This window comes from Hymenobacter aerilatus (genome assembly GCF_022921095.1).
In the GTDB taxonomy this organism is placed as follows: Bacteria; Bacteroidota; Bacteroidia; order Cytophagales; family Hymenobacteraceae; genus Hymenobacter; species Hymenobacter aerilatus.
In genome coordinates this window covers 662,501-679,805 of the sequence record NZ_CP095053.1, presented here as the reverse complement: position 1 = coordinate 679,805, position 17,305 = coordinate 662,501, and the positions used below count along the sequence as shown (strand labels likewise).

General features: G+C 53.2%; 12 protein-coding genes and 2 rRNA genes (1 of these 14 only partly in view). 6 read left to right on the top strand and 8 right to left on the bottom strand.

Translation table 11 applies throughout. The features are described 5' to 3' along the window. Nucleotides 1-26: 26 nt before the first annotated feature. The 3 genes from hemG (at nt 27) to MUN82_RS02850 (ending at nt 3,233) form a co-directional block, all read left to right on the top strand. Nucleotides 27-1,346 (top strand): protoporphyrinogen oxidase, encoded by a 1,320-nt coding sequence (hemG, locus tag MUN82_RS02860; RefSeq protein WP_245094826.1) that lies wholly within the window; start codon nt 27-29, stop codon nt 1,344-1,346. 96 nt (nt 1,347-1,442) lie between these two features. After that, nucleotides 1,443-2,237 carry a polyprenol monophosphomannose synthase gene (locus MUN82_RS02855; RefSeq protein ID WP_245094824.1) on the top strand — a complete coding sequence of 265 codons (795 nt, stop codon included), beginning with the start codon at nt 1,443-1,445 and terminating at the stop codon, nt 2,235-2,237. Between the two features lie 66 nt (nt 2,238-2,303). Continuing rightward, on the top strand, nt 2,304-3,233 hold the full coding sequence (locus MUN82_RS02850; RefSeq protein WP_245094823.1) for a TerC family protein: 930 nt from the start codon (nt 2,304-2,306) through the stop codon (nt 3,231-3,233). A gap of 62 nt (nt 3,234-3,295) precedes the next feature. Here the strand turns inward: MUN82_RS02850 and MUN82_RS02845 are convergent, their stop codons facing one another. Further along, nucleotides 3,296-5,446: a transglycosylase domain-containing protein gene (locus MUN82_RS02845; protein ID WP_245094822.1), complete on the bottom strand. Its 2,151-nt coding sequence runs from the start codon at nt 5,444-5,446 to the stop codon at nt 3,296-3,298. 160 nt (nt 5,447-5,606) lie between these two features. On the opposite strand from MUN82_RS02845, the gene purB reads away from it, so the two are divergent. From purB to MUN82_RS02830, 3 genes are all read left to right on the top strand, one after another. Beyond that, on the top strand, nt 5,607-6,968 hold the full coding sequence (gene purB / locus MUN82_RS02840) for an adenylosuccinate lyase (protein ID WP_245094820.1): 1,362 nt from the start codon (nt 5,607-5,609) through the stop codon (nt 6,966-6,968). Nucleotides 6,969-7,054: 86 nt separating this feature from the next. Further along, nucleotides 7,055-7,720 (top strand): helix-turn-helix domain-containing protein, encoded by a 666-nt coding sequence (locus MUN82_RS02835; RefSeq protein ID WP_245094819.1) that lies wholly within the window; start codon nt 7,055-7,057, stop codon nt 7,718-7,720. Between the two features lie 72 nt (nt 7,721-7,792). Next, a complete protein-coding gene (locus MUN82_RS02830) occupies nt 7,793-8,896 on the top strand; it encodes a glycosyltransferase family 9 protein (protein ID WP_245094817.1) in 1,104 nt (367 codons plus the stop codon). A 38-nt stretch (nt 8,897-8,934) separates the two neighbouring features. Here the strand turns inward: MUN82_RS02830 and MUN82_RS02825 are convergent, their stop codons facing one another. From MUN82_RS02825 to MUN82_RS02795, 7 genes are all read right to left on the bottom strand, one after another. Beyond that, entirely contained in the window at nt 8,935-10,062 is a 1,128-nt protein-coding gene (locus MUN82_RS02825; RefSeq protein ID WP_245094815.1) for a glycosyltransferase, read from the bottom strand. Between the two features lie 6 nt (nt 10,063-10,068). Next, a complete protein-coding gene (locus MUN82_RS02820) occupies nt 10,069-11,052 on the bottom strand; it encodes a glycosyltransferase family 2 protein (RefSeq protein ID WP_245094813.1) in 984 nt (327 codons plus the stop codon). After that, nucleotides 11,045-11,572: a DUF4199 domain-containing protein gene (locus MUN82_RS02815; RefSeq protein ID WP_245094812.1), complete on the bottom strand. Its 528-nt coding sequence runs from the start codon at nt 11,570-11,572 to the stop codon at nt 11,045-11,047. Before MUN82_RS02815 ends, MUN82_RS02820 begins: the two co-directional genes overlap by 8 nt. A gap of 36 nt (nt 11,573-11,608) precedes the next feature. Further along, complete coding sequence (locus tag MUN82_RS02810; protein WP_245094810.1) at nt 11,609-12,133, bottom strand: DUF4199 domain-containing protein; 525 nt, start codon at nt 12,131-12,133, stop codon at nt 11,609-11,611. A 60-nt stretch (nt 12,134-12,193) separates the two neighbouring features. Then, on the bottom strand, nt 12,194-14,260 hold the full coding sequence (locus tag MUN82_RS02805) for a BatA domain-containing protein (protein WP_245094808.1): 2,067 nt from the start codon (nt 14,258-14,260) through the stop codon (nt 12,194-12,196). Nucleotides 14,261-14,709: 449 nt separating this feature from the next. After that, nucleotides 14,710-14,821 (bottom strand): 5S ribosomal RNA (gene rrf / locus MUN82_RS02800). Nucleotides 14,822-14,908: 87 nt separating this feature from the next. Next, nucleotides 14,909-17,305, bottom strand: a 23S ribosomal RNA gene (locus MUN82_RS02795) (it continues 510 nt past the right edge of the window).

The window sequence follows — 17,305 nt, the reverse complement described above, 5'->3', positions numbered from 1 at the left end:
CTCTCACTATTTCACCAGCTCACTTTATGGCTATAGCCATTATCGGCGGTGGTATCTCGGGCCTTACCACGGCGTGGTATCTGCAGCAGGCCGGTGTTGCCTACGACCTATTTGAAGCCAGCGACCGGCCCGGTGGCACCATTCGCACCCAGCACCACGACGGCTACCTGCTCGAAACCGGCCCTAACTCCCTTCAACTCAGCGACGACCTGCGCGACCTGATCCAAGACCTTGGCCTCACCGAGCAACTTCAGGATACGGCGGCCGTGAGTGCCAACCGCTACGTGCTGCGCAATGGCCACTACCGCAAGCTACCCGGCAAGCCGCAACAACTGTTATTCAGCGGCTTTTTCAGCCTGAAGGCCCGCTACCACATCCTGCGCGAGTTGAGCCGCCCGGCTGGCCCAGCTAACCCCAACGAAACGCTGGCCGGTTTCATCCGTCGTCGTTTCGGTCAGGAGTTGGTTGATTACGCGCTGAACCCGTTCATTTCTGGCATTTATGCCGGCGACCCGGAGCAGCTGCTACTGCATAAAACCTTCCCCCAATTGGCAGCGATGGAGCAAGCTCACGGTTCTGTGTTGAAAGGTTTGGCCAAAAGTGGCGGCGGGCAGCGGCGGCGCATTGTTTCGCTGCAAGGCGGCTTGCAAACGCTGACGGATACGCTTGCCCAACAACTTGCTCACTACCATAGCGGAAAGGCCATTGTAACTATCATCCGCCAATCTGATGGCGCTTATCAGCTACATACTTCTGCCGGGGCGCTGCCTACCCCCTACTCAGCTGTGGTGCTGGCGCTGCCTGCGTATGCGGCCGCGGCGCTGCTCAAACCACAGTTCACGCCAGAAGCTGCCGCTTTGGCTGATGTGTACTACCCGCCCATGGCTGCTGTTTACTCGTCCTACCCCCGCAAGGCCGTCACGCATCCGTTGGATGGTTTCGGGGCCTTGCACCCAAAAAAAGAAAACCGCTACGCTGCCGGTAGCGTCTGGACTACATCGTTGTTTCCGGAACGTGCGCCGACGGGTGAGGTGCTGTTCACTACCTTCGTGGGCGGTGCACAGTACGAAGAGCAGGCCCGGCAGCCCGAAGCGGCGCAGAAAGCTGCTGTGCACCAGGAATTGAGTCAGCTGTATGGGATTCAGGGGCAACCTACGGGGCAGTTTCGTTACTATTGGGAGCGGGCCATTCCACAATTTGATGCTCGTATAGTGCCGGCGCACGCTGCCGCCGCTACCTTGGCAGAGCAGTGCATTTACACCACCGCCAACTGGCTGGCCGGGGTAGGCGTTCCCGATTGCATCCGTCACGCCCGGCGGCTGGCTGGCGAACTGGCTAGTCATTAGTTTTCGCCCCACTGCTTGATTAGGTCTGTTGGCATACCACGCTCTTTATACCTTTCCGCAATTCCACCATTTCACCCATCCTCCTACCTTTGTCGCATGAACAATGGGCTGGTCCTGATTCCTACTTACAATGAGCGCGAAAACGCGGAGCTAATCGTGCGAAAGGTCTTTTCGCTACCCGCAGCCTTCGATGTGCTCGTTATTGATGATGGCTCGCCCGATGGTACGGCTGCTGTGGTGCGGCAGCTTCAGCAGGAGTTTCCAGACCGCTTGTTTTTGGAAGAGCGCGCCGGTAAGCAAGGATTAGGCACAGCCTACCTCCACGGTTTCCGGTGGGCGCTGCGGCGCGACTATGGCTATGTTTTCGAGATGGATGCGGACTTCTCCCACAATCCCGAAGACCTGATTCGCCTCTATGAAGCCTGTACGCAGCAGGGCTACGACCTGGCCATTGGCTCGCGCTATATTCAGGGCGTGAACGTGGTAAACTGGCCTATGGACCGCGTGCTGATGTCGTGGTTTGCCTCGGCTTACGTGCGCATTGTAACCGGAATGCCCATCATGGACGCCACCGCGGGCTTTAAATGTTACTCAGCGAAGGTGTTGCGCACAGTGGTGCGGCACCGTATCCGGTTTGTGGGCTATGCTTTTCAGATTGAAATGAAATGGCTGGCCTACAAATATGGGTTCCGTATCAAAGAAGTACCCATTATTTTCACCGACCGCACGCGGGGCACCTCCAAAATGAGCAAAGGCATTTTTAAAGAAGCTTTTTTTGGAGTTCTGCAAATGAAAGTATCTAGCTGGTTTAGGCGCTTCAATCGGGCAACGGCGCAGGCAGCTGCTTCTAACGAGGGAGCTATTTTGCCAGCGGCATCAAAAAGCCGTTAGTACTTCCCGGCTGATTCCAAGCAGCTGACTATCAAAATATGCGCAGCCTCGTATCTTGGGCTACGCATGGAAAATACTCCTTTCTTCTGGGCCGGCTTCGTCGTGTTCGTGCTGGCCATGCTCTTGCTCGATTTGCTGGTGCTCAACCGCAAAGCGCACGTGGTGCGTATGCGCGAAGCCCTGGGCTGGAGTACCTTTTGGATAGCCTTATCGCTAGGCTTCAACTATTTGGTGTACCGTACCATGGGGCGCCAAGCTGGTTTGGAATTTCTGACGGGCTACCTCATCGAGAAGTCCTTAAGCGTCGATAACCTATTTGTTTTTCTGCTGATTTTCAGCTACTTCAAGGTACCTGCGCAGTATCAGCACAAGATTCTATTCTGGGGAATTATCGGCGCGTTGGTATTACGGGCTGCTTTCATTCTGGCGGGAGCAGCGTTGCTGGCTAAATTTCACTTTCTGCTTTATCTGCTAGGTGCTTTTCTTGTGTATACGGGCGTCAAAATGGCCATTAGCGCCAACGACCCCGAGATTGACCCTGAGGCCAATCCTATTGTTAAGTTCTTAGGCCGTCATCTGCCTCTTACCAACCGCATTGATGGGCCCGAGTTTTTCCTGCGCCGTAATGGGGTATTGTTTGCTACCCCACTCTTTGTGGTACTGGTGATGGTAGAGACAACGGACGTAGTCTTCGCTGCCGACTCCATTCCGGCTATTCTGGCCGTATCGCGCGACACGTTTATTGTGTTTACTTCCAACGTATTTGCCCTTCTGGGCCTGCGTGCTATGTATTTCGCACTGGCCGGCCTGATGCGCTTATTTCACTACCTGCACTACGGCTTGTCCTTTATTTTAATCTTCATTGGCGGCAAGCTGCTACTCAGTGAGTATGTACACATTTCGATGGGTATTGCGCTGGGTATAGTAGGGGCTATTTTACTGGGCTCGGTGCTTCTGTCAGTGCTGTTTCCCAAAGCCGAAAAGCCACTACCATAGAATCATAAAAAAAGCGTGCTTTCCACTCAGGAAAGCACGCTTGTGCGGCTATAAAAGAAGCCTTACGGAACTCGTGGCGGGGCCGTGGTAGGCGGCGCCGTATTGGCCCCTTCGTCGGGGGTACGCGGCGTGCCGCCACCCAGCAAATCTATCAGATCTAGCGGCTCAAACTGTGCCGTATCGGCCGGCACCACGGTCCGTACTGTGTCTACAGCCGTTACGATGTACTTACGGGCTGGTCCGTTCAGTGCTACCCCCAACGATAGGTTATCGTAGTTTTCCTGCGGAATGAGGCCTTTGCGTGCCATCAGGCCCGCAATGAGGCGGTAGAAGTAGCGCGCCGAGCCACGCAGGTTGCCGTAGCTGTCAAAGGAATAGCGGTAGAACTTGGGTTTGGGAATGATGCTGGCCAAGTACAGGCTTTCCGACAAGTTGAGGTTGGCCGGCTGCTTGGCAAAGTAAAAACGGGCGGCATCCTTCACCCCATAGATTTTCGGGCCCCACTCGATGATGTTCAGGTAAACCTCAAACATTCGCTCTTTCGATACCAGGCGCGTGTTTTCCAGCAGCCATACAATCAGCATTTCTTCCACCTTGCGGGCCACGGTTTTCTGCCGCGTCAGGAATACGTTCTTCACCAACTGCATGGAGATAGTGCTGCCGCCGCGGGCAAACCGCCGCTCCTTGATGTTCTGAATAGCCGATTTCACAAAAGCCTTTTCCATAAAGCCTTTGTGCAAGAAAAAGCGTGGGTCTTCAGCCGTCTGGATAGCGCCTTTCAGGTAGTTGGAAATCTGATTATAGGGTACAAAATCCGGATTGGATGGCCCTACCAGGAAGGTTTTGATGGAGTCGCCTTTGTCGTTGTAGGCAGTATAGGCGAAGTCTTCATTCAGCTTGTTCAGGTTTTCGGCACCGAACTTCGTAATGCGGAAGTTTTTTCCTTTCAGCGACGAGTTGAACTCCAGACTATCTACCTGGTTCATGTCCAGGGCCGTGTGCAGGCTGTAGGTAAGCGTGCCTTCGCCCTGCATACCTTCCAGCGTCTCAAACATGCCTTCGGGTAGGGAGGCGAAAAAATCATTGGCCTTGGTTTCGGCTGAGTTCACATCGATGGCTACCTGCAAGCCCGCCAGCAAGTCGTTGCGTGAGGTCACGCCGTTCACCTTCTTCCCAATCACCCGCTGTTTGTACGGCAGCTTGCGCACGCTGAATTCGGGGTATAGCTCCATCCGGTTCAGCCGGATTTTGGAGCCTTTTTCCAGCGCAAAAGACTCTTGTCCCAGTGTCGTAATAAAATTGAGGCCACCGTGGCGCACCACAATGTCGCGGGTTGCAATTTTGGGCTGATATACTTTGAAATTAACCGCCGACGCCGTGCCGCGTACTGTTAGCTCTTCGCTGCCATACTCCTTCCCATCTAGGCTTAACTGTAGCGTATCAAACTGCACGCGGGCATTGAAGCGCCGCTGCAGGTAGGGCAGCGTCACGGCTTGCTGGTTCAGGCCAAACAAGGAGGCATTGAGCTCATAGTCGCCGGGCTCGATGTGGCCCTGCACGCCTAGCTGGTTGGCCACCGAGTCGATGTTGGTAAGCAGCTGGCCGTTGATGTCACCGTCTTCAATCGCCAGCTGTGGCATCTCGATGGTTGCATTGTGCTTAGGACTACGGTAGGTAACCAGAAAGCGCCGGAAGCTAGCCTGGCCCGGCACATTATCGAAAGCGGCTTCCAGCAGTTGGTTGGCCAGCAGCCCGTAGTTGGCGCCCTTGGTCGTATCGCGCTTCACTACCGGCTCTCCTTTTTTCTTTTTATAGAGAAAGGAAAAATTATCCTGCGCCGCCGTTCTACGGGCGGTCAGGCGGGCATCGTCAATTTCGAGGTTGCTGAACACGGGCCGCAGCGCAAACAACGACCGGAGGCTCACCGAGGCTTTAATCAAGCGGGCTTGCAGCAGCGTATCAGCGGCCACGGCCGGGCCCGCTACGGGCACCAGGCTCACGCCGTCAATCTGCACTGAGTTCCAATCGGTGAACCGGGCCGGGCCGAAAGCCAGCGTGAGGGGGTATTTGCGCTCTACCTTGCTTTTTACCTGCTGCATGGCATATTGCAACAGTTGCTGACGCTTGAGAAGGAACACGCCAAATGCACCGGCCAGCAGCACCACTAGGATGCCCAGACCGATACCGATTTTTTTCTTCGTTGCTGGAGTCACGCGAACGTTTCGGAGAGATAAACTGAGTAGCCCGATGCGCTAGATTCGTGCCGGGCTTGGGGTAGGGAGAAGATACAAAGGTACGAAAAGGCAGGTGTGCCGCATCGGCATCCTGTTGGCCTTTACTACCTTTGGCCCCAACGGGTTATTTTTCTTCTGCATGTCCACTTCCACTGCCTACCTCTCGCTTTCGCCCCTCACCGCCCTCTCGCCTCTCGATGGTCGCTACCGCCGCACTGCCGCCGCGCTGGCCCCGTACTTCTCCGAGTTGGCCCTGATTCGCTACCGCGTGTTGGTGGAGGTAGAGTATTTCATCGCGCTATGCGAACTGCCCCTACCCCAGCTGAGCGGGGTAAATACACAAGTATTCGAGCAGTTGCGCGCCATCTATAGAAACTTTTCGGAGGCCGATGCCGAGGCTGTGAAAGCGCACGAAAAAGTGACGAACCACGACGTGAAGGCTGTGGAATACTTTCTACGCGACCAGTTTACGGCCCTGGGCCTTGCTGATTACCTAGAGTTTATTCACTTCGGGCTTACGTCTCAGGATGTCAATAATACGGCCATTCCATTGAGCCTGCGCGAAGGCCTGCTGGAAACGTTGTTGCCCGCCTATGCAGCCGTACGCAACCAACTGGCGGCGCGGGCACAGGAATGGGCCGCGGTGCCCATGCTGGCCCGCACGCACGGACAGCCGGCCTCGCCTACCCGCCTGGGCAAGGAAATTCAGGTGTTTGTGGCCCGGCTGGATGCCCAGGTGGCACTGCTGGCGCAGGTGCCGTTTGGAGCCAAGTTTGGTGGCGCTACCGGCAATTTCAACGCTCACCACGTGGCCTACCCTGGCATCGACTGGCACCAGTTCGGCAACCAGTTTGTGGATAAGTTGGGTTTGTCGCGCTCCTACCCTACCACCCAGATTGAGCACTACGACCACCTGGCCGCTCTCTGCGACGGCCTCAAGCGCCTCAACACCATTCTAATTGATCTGGCACGCGACGTGTGGCAGTACATTTCGATGGGGTATTTCCGGCAGACTATTAAGGCCGGAGAGGTAGGGTCATCGGCCATGCCGCATAAGGTCAACCCCATCGATTTTGAAAATGCCGAGGGTAATCTGGGCATGGCCAACGCCGTGCTGGAGCACTTGGCTGCTAAGCTTCCCATTTCCCGCCTCCAACGCGACCTGACCGATTCTACAGTGCTGCGCAACCTAGGCGTGCCGCTCGGCCATTCGCTGATTGCCTTGCAGGCCCTGCAACGCGGCCTCAACAAGCTGGCCCTCGATGAATCTGCCCTGCACCGCGACCTGGAGGCCAACTGGCCGGTAGTAGCTGAAGCTATTCAGACCATCCTGCGCCGCGAAAACTACCCCGACCCCTACAACGCCCTCAAAGCCCTCACGCGCACCCACGGTTCTATCACCGAGCACACCATCCGCGAATTTGTGGATACGCTGGAAGTATCCGAAAGCGTAAAGGAGGAACTACGCGCTATTTCGCCGATGAATTACGTAGGCATATAGATGAAAATAAGTATGTTGATGCATTGATTGATATTGCTGTAATCGATGCATCAACATACTTACTCTTCTACCCTACCTTTCCCGGAATGTATCGTGCGTTGATAGAAGCGAAAGTAGCCGAAATAGCGCCTACGGCTAACTTGTATCCCGGCGTCATCATCATTCTGAATACCCGAACTACTTGCGTGGAGTATATGTCGGAGATGGGGCTGCACTTGTTGCAGACTACCTTACCCGAGCTACGAGCTCTTGGCCCGGCCTACCACACGCGTTTTTTTAATCAGCAGGAGTCGCTGGAGTATGTGCCGCATATTCTGGGCTTGGTGGCGAAGAATGATCCAGACCAGATCATCACATTCTTTCAGCAGGCCCGCGCCAGCCCGAGCGTGGAGTGGGATTGGTACCTGACCACTATGCGCCTGCTACTGCGCGGCGACGATGGCCTACCCTTACTCTTGTTCTGCTTTGCTAGCCCATTGGATGCTAGTTTGCACCTTACCGCCAAGATGCAACGCCTGCTGGATGAGCGTGATTTTCTGCGGCAGCACCATCAGCATTTTGCTCAGCTCACCAAACGTGAGCGGGAAATCCTGCACCTACTGGCCCTGAGCCACAGTGCCGCCGACATTGCCGAGCGCCTCTTTATCTCAGAACGCACCGTAGAAACGCACCGCCGCAACATCAAGCAAAAGCTGCACGCCGATACTTTTTTCGATCTGTCGCAGTATGCCCGCGCCTTCGATTTGATTTGACAACCCGGCCGCGGCGCCGGTTTATCACGTTTTGCCTGCTATTTTTACCGCTTCCACCTCCTGTTTTCTCCTGTGTCTGAGCTTCTCGCTGGCGTTGTGGTTCGTCCCGATTGCCGCCACTTCCGGGGCGATATCCCCTGCCGACCCAATAAAGAACATGGCTACCTGTGCGCCGATTGCCCGGCGTATGTCCCCGTGCAACAGCGTATTCTCATTATTAAGCTCGGTGCCATTGGCGACGTAATTCGTACTACGCCATTGCTTCGGCGGCTGCGTCAGGAGTACCCCGCCGCCAAGATTACGTGGCTTACCCTCACGCCGGCCATCCTACCCCAAGGCGAAATTGATGAAGTATTGAAACTCGATCTGTCGGCCACGCTGCACTTGCAGGCGCGAGAATTTGACGTGCTCTTCAATCTTGATAAGGATAAAGAGGCCTGCGCGCTGTACGACACCATTCGGGCCACCCAGAAATTCGGCTACCGTCTGCATCCGCAGTATGGCGTGGCCTGGCCTGGCAACGAGCTGGCTAATCACAAATTTCTGACTGGCGTATTTGACCAGCTGAGCCTGGAAAACCGCAAGCCCTACGTGCAGGAAATTTTTGAGCTGTGCGGCTTCGAGTTTCGAGGTGAAGAATACGTGTTCGACACGCACGAGGATAAGGGCTATAACTGGAATGTCCTACCCCAAGGCAGCCCGCGCATTGGCCTCAATACCGGTTGCGGCGACCGGTGGACTACGCGTCTATGGTCCGATGAGAAATGGATTTCCCTCATCACACAACTGCAACAGGCCGGATACGCGCCCGTGCTGCTCGGTGGCGAGGCGGAGGACGAACGGAACCGCCGCCTACATGCGGCTACCGGCGCTGCCTACCCCGGCACGTTTCCTCTGCAACAGTTCATCAACCTGCTCTACCAGATGGACGTCATTGTGACACAAGTGACCATGGCCATGCACATCAGCATTGCCCTGCGCAAGTCTACGGTGCTGATGAACAATATTTTCAACCCCTACGAGTTCGACCTATACGGCCGCGGCCAACTTGTGCAGCCCGACCGCTCGTGTGTGTGCTTCTATCGGGGCACCTGCAAGCTAGGCACCAGCTGCATGGAAGAATTGCCCGCGGAAAAGGTATTTGCGGCTGTGCAGGCAAGCATTACGGTTAGCTAATAGCTGCTCTCATTTGGTGAAAACTAGTAGCTGTTAGCTCAATCAACGGCTACCTGCTTCAACGCTTTTACCATCTCGCTCCACGAGAACTGCTTTTTGCGTGCCCATACGCCCGCGGCAAACTCGGTTTCACGCTGATGCTGGTAGAAATCGACCAGCGCATCGGCAATGGCTGTAGCCGTGGGTTTCACTACGTAGCCTACCTCTCCGTCCGGAATTAACTCGGCCAGACCACCTACATCCGTCACCAGCATAGGTCGTTCGAAGTGGTAGGCAATCTGCGAAACGCCACTCTGGGTGGCGTGCTTGTAAGGCTGCACTATCAGATCAGCAGTGCAGAAGTAGTCTGCTACTTGTTCATTCGGAATAAAATCGGTGGCTCGCACCAAGCGACTTTCCAACCCGTGTTGTTGAATGAGTGCCTCATACGGCGCGGCATCTTCGTAAAATTCGCCGGCAATAATGAGCTTCACGGGCAGCTGCTGCAACCGCTCATCGGCAAAGGCTTCCAACAGAATATCCAAACCTTTGTAGGCCCTGATGAAACCGAAAAATAATAGGTAGCCAAATTGCGGGTCGAGACCAAGTGCTTGCAGGGCTTCTTGCTTGGTGCGTAGCGCCCCGAAATTATCGTAAAGCGGATGAGGCTGGTATTGCGCCGGCTGACGGAAGTGCAAGCGGCGCAAATCAGCCAGCACGGCACGGCTCATCGTCACAAACCCGTGGCAAGCTTTCAGAAAATAGCGCGTGAGCGGCCGGTCACCGGGGCGCTTTTCGTGGGGAACTACGTTGTCGGTGATGGCCACGAGGCGCGTGTGGCGGTTACGGCGGATACGGCGGGCTATACTCCCCAATGCCGGCCCCATAAAGGGCAGCCAAAATCGAAACACCACCAGATCGGGCTTTTCACGGCGCAGCTGCTCCCCTACCCGCCACCACGACCAAGGATTTACGGAATTGATGCTGACTTCAATAGATAAATCGGCAGGACCGGGCTCCGTGCTAAACTGCGTCTGACCCGGAAAGAGAAAACCAGGATATTGCAACGAAAACGTAACCAGCCGCACTTCATCCCCGGCTTCACGGAAGGCACGGGCCAACCGTTCATTGTAGGTGGCTAGTCCGCCGCGTAAGGGGTAGGCCGGCCCAATGATGACGACGTTCATTCGTTGTTAATTGATATTCAGCTTCTCACGAATAAGGTACTGATTTTTGCGCGGTCCGTTCAGCTGAATCATTTCTGCCAGAAAACCCGCTACAAATACCTGTACACCTACTACTACGGCCACCAATGCCAGGAAAAACAATGGCTGACTGGTTACGTCGCGGGCGTGCAGGTTTTGGGTAGCCAAGTACACCTTTTCGCCTACTAGCCACAGCGTAATCAGCATGCCTATCAGGAACGAAAGTGCCCCTACCGTCCCGAAAAAGTGCATGGGACGCTTCCGAAACCGACTTACGAAGGTGATACTCAGCAGGTCCAGAAAACCGTATACAAAGCGCTCTAGCCCAAATTTGGTAGTTCCGTACTTCCGCTCTTGGTGCTGCACTACCTTCTCACCAATTTTACGAAAGCCCGCCCACTTGGCAATGACCGGAATATACCGGTGCATTTCGCCGTAAACCTCGATGCTCTTCACCACGCGCTGGCTATACGCTTTTAAACCACAGTTGAAATCGTGTAGCTGAATACCTGAAATCCAACGCGTAACGCCATTGAACAGCTTGGTCGGAATGGTCTTACTCAGTGGGTCGTAGCGCTTCTTTTTCCAACCGCTCACCAAATCATAGTCGTCCTGCGTGATCATGCGGTAGAGTTCGGGCAGTTCCTCCGGCGAGTCCTGCAAATCCGCATCCATAGTACACACTACCCTACCCTGCGTCTCCTTGAAACCTACGTTTAAAGCCGCAGATTTACCATAGTTGCGGTTGAAGCGAATACCTCGTAGATGGGAATCCGCCTCGGCCAGTTCCTCAATCACCGCCCACGATTCGTCTGTCGAGCCGTCGTCTATTAGCAGCACCTCATAGGTAAGCCCATGCTGCGTGAGCACACGATGAATCCAGCGCGTGAGTTCTGGCAACGATTCGGCCTCATTGAGCAATGGAATAACGATGGAAAGCTCAACGGGAAAGTAGGAACTACGCTTACTCAAACTCGGGACGCTTGTGTTTAGTGAAAGCCGATATTACCAAGGCAAACAGAAAAGCAAAAAACAGCGTGCCCAGTATAGCTCCGATATACAGGAAAGGCCCATCCATAAATTTAGCTGACATCTGCAAGCCTTGTTCAATCTGCTCGTCCGACAGGTTGCCGCGTGCTTCCATGTCGGCGCGGGCTTTGTTCAAAGCAATTGACAGGAAATCAGGATTGATAAATTGGGAATAGATGAACGTATAAACGCCGCTGATCAAACCAGATACCGCTCCTACCACGGCGCCAATACCTAGGCCCTGCCCGTAGCTCATAAAGCCATTGTTGTGTTGCTTGAATAATTGATGTGCCAACACGATACCCCCGGCCAGAACAAGCATACTTATCCAACGAACCGGACTCTGCTCAAGATTAGTAGCATACAGCACCAGCGATATAATGACGCTGGCAATACCCGTCAGTATTCCGTAGCGTACACCTACACTGGTAGTAGTAACCGAGGAGGTAGAAGTGTTTTCCATATCAAAATCAGTTGGTGGTGAAATAAATAATGAGCACTACCGGCGGAAAAAAATTGCTCCTGGCAAGCTAATCAGTAAACCGAAAAGCAATTTATTCTTTAAATCATCAGCGGCTAGGCCTTGTGGTGTGCTGGCTAAGTTTTGCAAGGTACGTTCATACTCTTTCTGCCCATCGCGCTGCTGCAAGTAAGCCTCTTTATTCGACTCCAATAACTGCCGCATTTCCAGTAAATGGCGCTGCATGGCATTTGGCCCTGCTACTTGTGCAATGCCGTAGAGGCCCGTAGCCGATACAACTGCAGCCACCAGCGCCGTGAGTATACCCATTCCAAACGACCGGCCTAGTCCGGGCCCTACTTGTTGAAAATACCGTCGTACCCACCATTGGCCCGCCAACACTGCCCCTACGACAAATAGCATGGTAATCAACCTTTTCCCGCCAAATGGATTCACTCCTATCAGATATAGTGCTGCTATCCAAGCTACGCTCAGTAAGCCAGCAACTACTCCAAATCGTACCGCGGTACGTAGTATTACATGGGAAGACGAAGAAGATTGCACAGGACTACTCTTAGGAAAGCAGCAAGATAGAAGTCTTTCTCAAGAAATACCCGATTCGCTTTAAGCTGTAACGGCACTAACTGGGACACCGCCGGCCGTCCTTCTTCCTAGCAACCGGACCACGACTATCTCCGCCAGTAGGAACGCAAGCGCAGCCCACAAGCAATAGCGCCACAAGGGAGTGCCTACCCGTTCAGTGCGATAGCGCGCTGCTATGGACTCACCATTGGCTGTACTATATACGTGCACATTTGGCCGGTTTGGTCCAACCAACTGCTTCAATTCTGCAGCGGAATAACTTGCCAGTTCCGACTCGCGCTTATCCACGTTGAATGCCAAGGTACTAATCACTTGCCCATTGCGCGTGAGCACATAGTAGCCCGGCAAATGCATGGCTGGTGGTACTTCGAATTGCACTCTATTTTCTATTCGCCGTTGTACTGGTATGAATGTCAAGCTGTCTTGCGTAAGCTTATACACTTGGTCGGCACTACCCTGACTACCCGTAGGCACCGTTACTGATACAACCGCTTGATTTAATCGATAAGCTGGCTGCGTAGCTTGCCGATAACTCTGCATAGCCAATCGATACATCACTGGTACAAACAGCGCCTGACTAGTAAAATCTGAGTATACCGCGCTGAATGGGGCCGCAAATATATATACGTTGCCACGCCCACTCGTAAATCGCGCTAGGTAGCCGTCACCGTCACGCATACGTAAAATCTCATTGCCCGAGCGTGACCAACGCAAAACGGGTGCAACCTTTGGCATCGCCGTTTGCCGCGTCGGGCCAGTAAATACGCCCTGGAAAAACGGATTCTGTAAATTAGGCATTGCCACTTCACGCAACACCGGTGAGCCTGCAACCACAGGCTCCCATTGAATACCGCTCAGACCTAAAGACTGGAAGAGCTCAGTATAAGAGGCCCTACCCGAGCTTGTAGTAGGCGGAATGATTACAACTGATCCACCTTGTTTTACTACTTGCTGAATATTATCACGAAGTCCCGCTTCTATTTGCGGTAGCTCCTGTAATAATACTACGTTAGCACTGGATAACTGCCCATACTGTAATCGTGCAGGCTGTGTACTTGCATAAGTAAACAAGGCCTCATTGGCATACAATCGCTGAGTGGCAGTTTGCGCATTTGCCACTACATCCAGTACGTTAATACGTGGAGACGCCTGCAACACAAAAAAATAAGTGTTGTCAAATGTCACTGGTAGATCTTCTATTTCCACCCGGCATACTTGCTGGTCACTACCAGTGAGCCGAATTTGTACTGTATTTGTAACCTCTTGCGCCGCTGGTACTGCTACCTGTAGTACAGCTACTTGCTGTTCTTTCACAAAAACTTTGACCCGGCATATCGGTACCTCAACCTTACCACCATTACGCAACCGAATATGCAGAGGCAAATTGCTTTCTGCTCGCACAAATGCATCTTCAATCCAGACACTGTCTACATACACATTGTGGGTAGGGGCTGCGGCTAATGGCACTAAGAATACTTGCTTACTTGAGTCTAAGCTGCTAATATTTTTTGAAGAGAAACTGTTTTTCTGAAAATCAGAAAGTATAAATATGGAGGAAGGATTATTTGCAAGTCTGTTTTGCTGGGAAGTCAACAATGCAGATCTTGAGCTACCGTTAGACACTAGCTTCAACTGCTCTATCTCATTCTGAAATGCTTCAGCGGACAGAGCAACCCGATTGTTGTTCAAAAAGAATCTTGATGATGAGGCATAGGCTGTAGGCAGATCGTGCGCCTGTTGTATGGCTTGCTCAAACAAAGATTGTTCGTTTTCACTTAGCGTTTGCATGCTAGCTGACGTATCCAATAGTACCTGCACATTCCTATTGTCTCCTAGTTGTTCTTCAGGCGCTTTAATAAAAGGTTGACAGAATGCTAAGACTAAAAAAGACAGAAACAGCAAACGACACAGCAAAATAAGGATGTGCTTTACCTTACGTTGTCTCGCTGTGACCAGCTTCACCTCCCGAATGAACCCAACATTCGTAAAAGCTATACGCTGGGGCCTGCGTAACTCAAAAAGGTGAATAAAAAGAGGAATTGCTAATGCTAGCATTCCTACTAAAAACCAAGGATAGGTTAATGCCATTCTTGTTTACAAACTAAGCAGAGCAGCGACACGCATGCTTCTCAAAGCTAACGTTTCTTATCCAGTAAGATTTCCCATCTACTCAATTACTAATATCACTATGAGTAAGCGTGACTTGTGATAGAAATAAGTTTGATTGGAAATAGATACTTATTCATCATTAAATCATTCCAGGTAGCTGAATAGGAATGTTGATTCAATGAATAGAATCAATGAGTATACCTTTCTGGCTCACTAATATCATTCTTCTATATCTCGCTCATAGCCCTTTTTGAGCTCTACAGACACGTGGGGCTAGCACGTCCACAGGGAGAGGTAACATTAAGCACGCCGCACGCAGGGAGAGAGGATAATCACGGGTGGTAGAGCAGCGATGGGCTGAAATGCGGGAGGCCCCGGCCGCATCCTGTCAGTCAGGACGCGGGCCGGGGCCTCGCGACAGTAAATAAAGTTGGCGGCGACCTACTCTCCCGCCGGTGAAGGCAGTACCATGGGCGCTCCGGGGCTTAACGACTCTGTTCGGAATGGGAAGAGGTGAACACCCGGGCTACAGCCACCATTGCTGGTGTGGTTGGCTCGTGTTCAGTGAGCACAACAACAAAATCGTTGACGCAGGTAACGGGTAAGAAGAAAACAGGTGAGCTTGCTTTGCAGAAGCGCTCGAGTCATTAGTACGCCTCAGCTTCGCTATTTCTAGCCTTAGACCTGGCGCCTATCCACGTGGTCGTCTACCACGACTCTTCTATTGGGAGATCTCATCTTCAGGTGAGTTTCGCACTTAGATGCTTTCAGCGCTTATCTCATCCCAGCGTCGCTACCCGGCGCTGCAGCTGGCGCCACAACCGGTGCACGAGCGGCTGGTCCATCCCGGTCCTCTCGTACTAAAGACAGGTCCTGTCAAATCTCCAACGCCCACCACAGATAGGGACCGAACTGTCTCACGACGTTCTGAACCCAGCTCGCGTGCCACTTTAATCGGCGAACAGCCGAACCCTTGGGACCTTCTCCAGCCCCAGGACGTGACGAGCCGACATCGAGGTGCCAAACCTCCCCGTCGATATGAGCTCTTGGGGGAGATCAGCCTGTTATCCCCGGCGTACCTTTTATCCTTTGAGCGATGGCCCTTCCATGCGGAACCACCGGATCACTATATCCGTCTTTCGACCCTGCTCGGCTTGTAGGCCTCACAGTCAAGCCCGCTTCTACTATTGCGCTCTACAGCCGGTTACCAAGCGGCCTGAGCGGACCTTTGAAAGCCTCCGATACTCTTTTGGAGGCGACCACCCCAGTCAAACTACCCACCAGCCACTGTTTCCGTTTCCAGATTAGGCACCGACGAACACAAGGGTGGTATTTCAACGTTGACTCCCCGATACCTAGCGATACCGGTTCACAGTCTCCCACCTATCCTACACATGTGTTAGCCAGCGTCAATGGCAAGCTATAGTAAAGGTGCACGGGGTCTTTCCGTCCCGTGGCGGGTACTCGGCATCTTCACCGAGACTACAATTTCACCGAGCTCACGGCTGAGACAGCGCCCAGATCGTTACACCATTCGTGCAGGTCGGAACTTACCCGACAAGGAATTTCGCTACCTTAGGACCGTTATAGTTACGGCCGCCGTTTACCGGGGCTTCGATTCAGACCTTCGCCTTGCGACTAAGTCCCCCTCTTAACCTTCCGGCACCGGGCAGGTGTCAGGCCTTATACTTCCGCTTACGCGTTCGCAAAGCCATGTGTTTTTGTTAAACAGTCGCCTGGGCCTTTTCACTGCGGCTTCTTGCATTGCTGCAAGGAAGCGTCCCTTCTCCCGAAGTTACAGGACCATTTTGCCGAGTTCCTTGGCCGTGATTCACTCGAGCCCCTCAGGATGCTCTCCTTGACTACCTGTGTCGGTTTGCGGTACGGGTTATCTTACAGTAAACGCTTAGTAGGTTTTCTTGGCAGTCTGATTAGGATGACTATCCCGTTGGCCGAAGCCGCCAGGTACTATCATGTTTCGGCAAAGTCGGCGGATTTACCTACCAACCCTATACCTACGCACTTTAACGGGCACTTCCGTCCGCCCGCGCATCTTTCACTCCTGCGTCACTACATCACTCCATAAAATAAGTGCTGGAATATCAACCAGCTGTCCATCGACGTAGCCTCTCGGCGTAGCCTTAGGTCCCGACTAACCCTGCTCCGATTAGCGTTGAGCAGGAAACCTTAGTCTATCGGGGGGCGGGTTTCGCACCCGCCTTATCGTTACTCATGCCTACATTTGCTTTTCTAGCTGCTCCAGCAACCCTGACAGGTCACCTTCACCGCGGCTAGAATGCTCCCCTACCACTTGCACATAATGCAAATCCATCGCTTCGGTACCGGACTTGATGCCCGCGTATTATCGATGCCCTCTCGCTCGACCAGTGAGCTGTTACGCACTCTTTAAAGGAATGGCTGCTTCCAAGCCAACCTCCTGGCTGTCAAAGCAAGTGGACCTCCTTTGTTCAACTTAGTCCGAATTTAGGGACCTTAGCGGATGGTCTGGGTTCTTTCCCTCTCGGCCGGGGACCTTAGCACCCCAGGCCTCACTGCCGGTTATATTACGTGGCATTCGGAGTTCGTCAGGATTCGGTAGGCTGTGACACCCCCTAGTCCTATCGGTAGCTCTACCTCCACGTAACTCTACACCGACGCTGTACCTAAATACATTTCGGGGAGTACGAGCTATTTCTCAGTTTGATTGGCCTTTCACCCCTACCCTCAGGTCATCCAAATCCTTTTCAACGGAAACTGGTTCGGTCCTCCAGTTGGTGTTACCCAACCTTCAACCTGCCCAAGGGTAGATCACAAAGTTTCGCGTCTACCCCCTCTGACTCTGCGCCCTATTCAGACTCGCTTTCGCTGCGGCTCCGTGCCTTCAGACACTTAACCTTGCCAGAGAGGAGTAACTCGTAGGCTCATTATGCAAAAGGCACGCTATCAGGGAACGAATCCCCTCTAACTGCTTGTAAGCACACGGTTTCAGGTTCTTTTCACTCCGGTATTCCCGGTTCTTTTCAC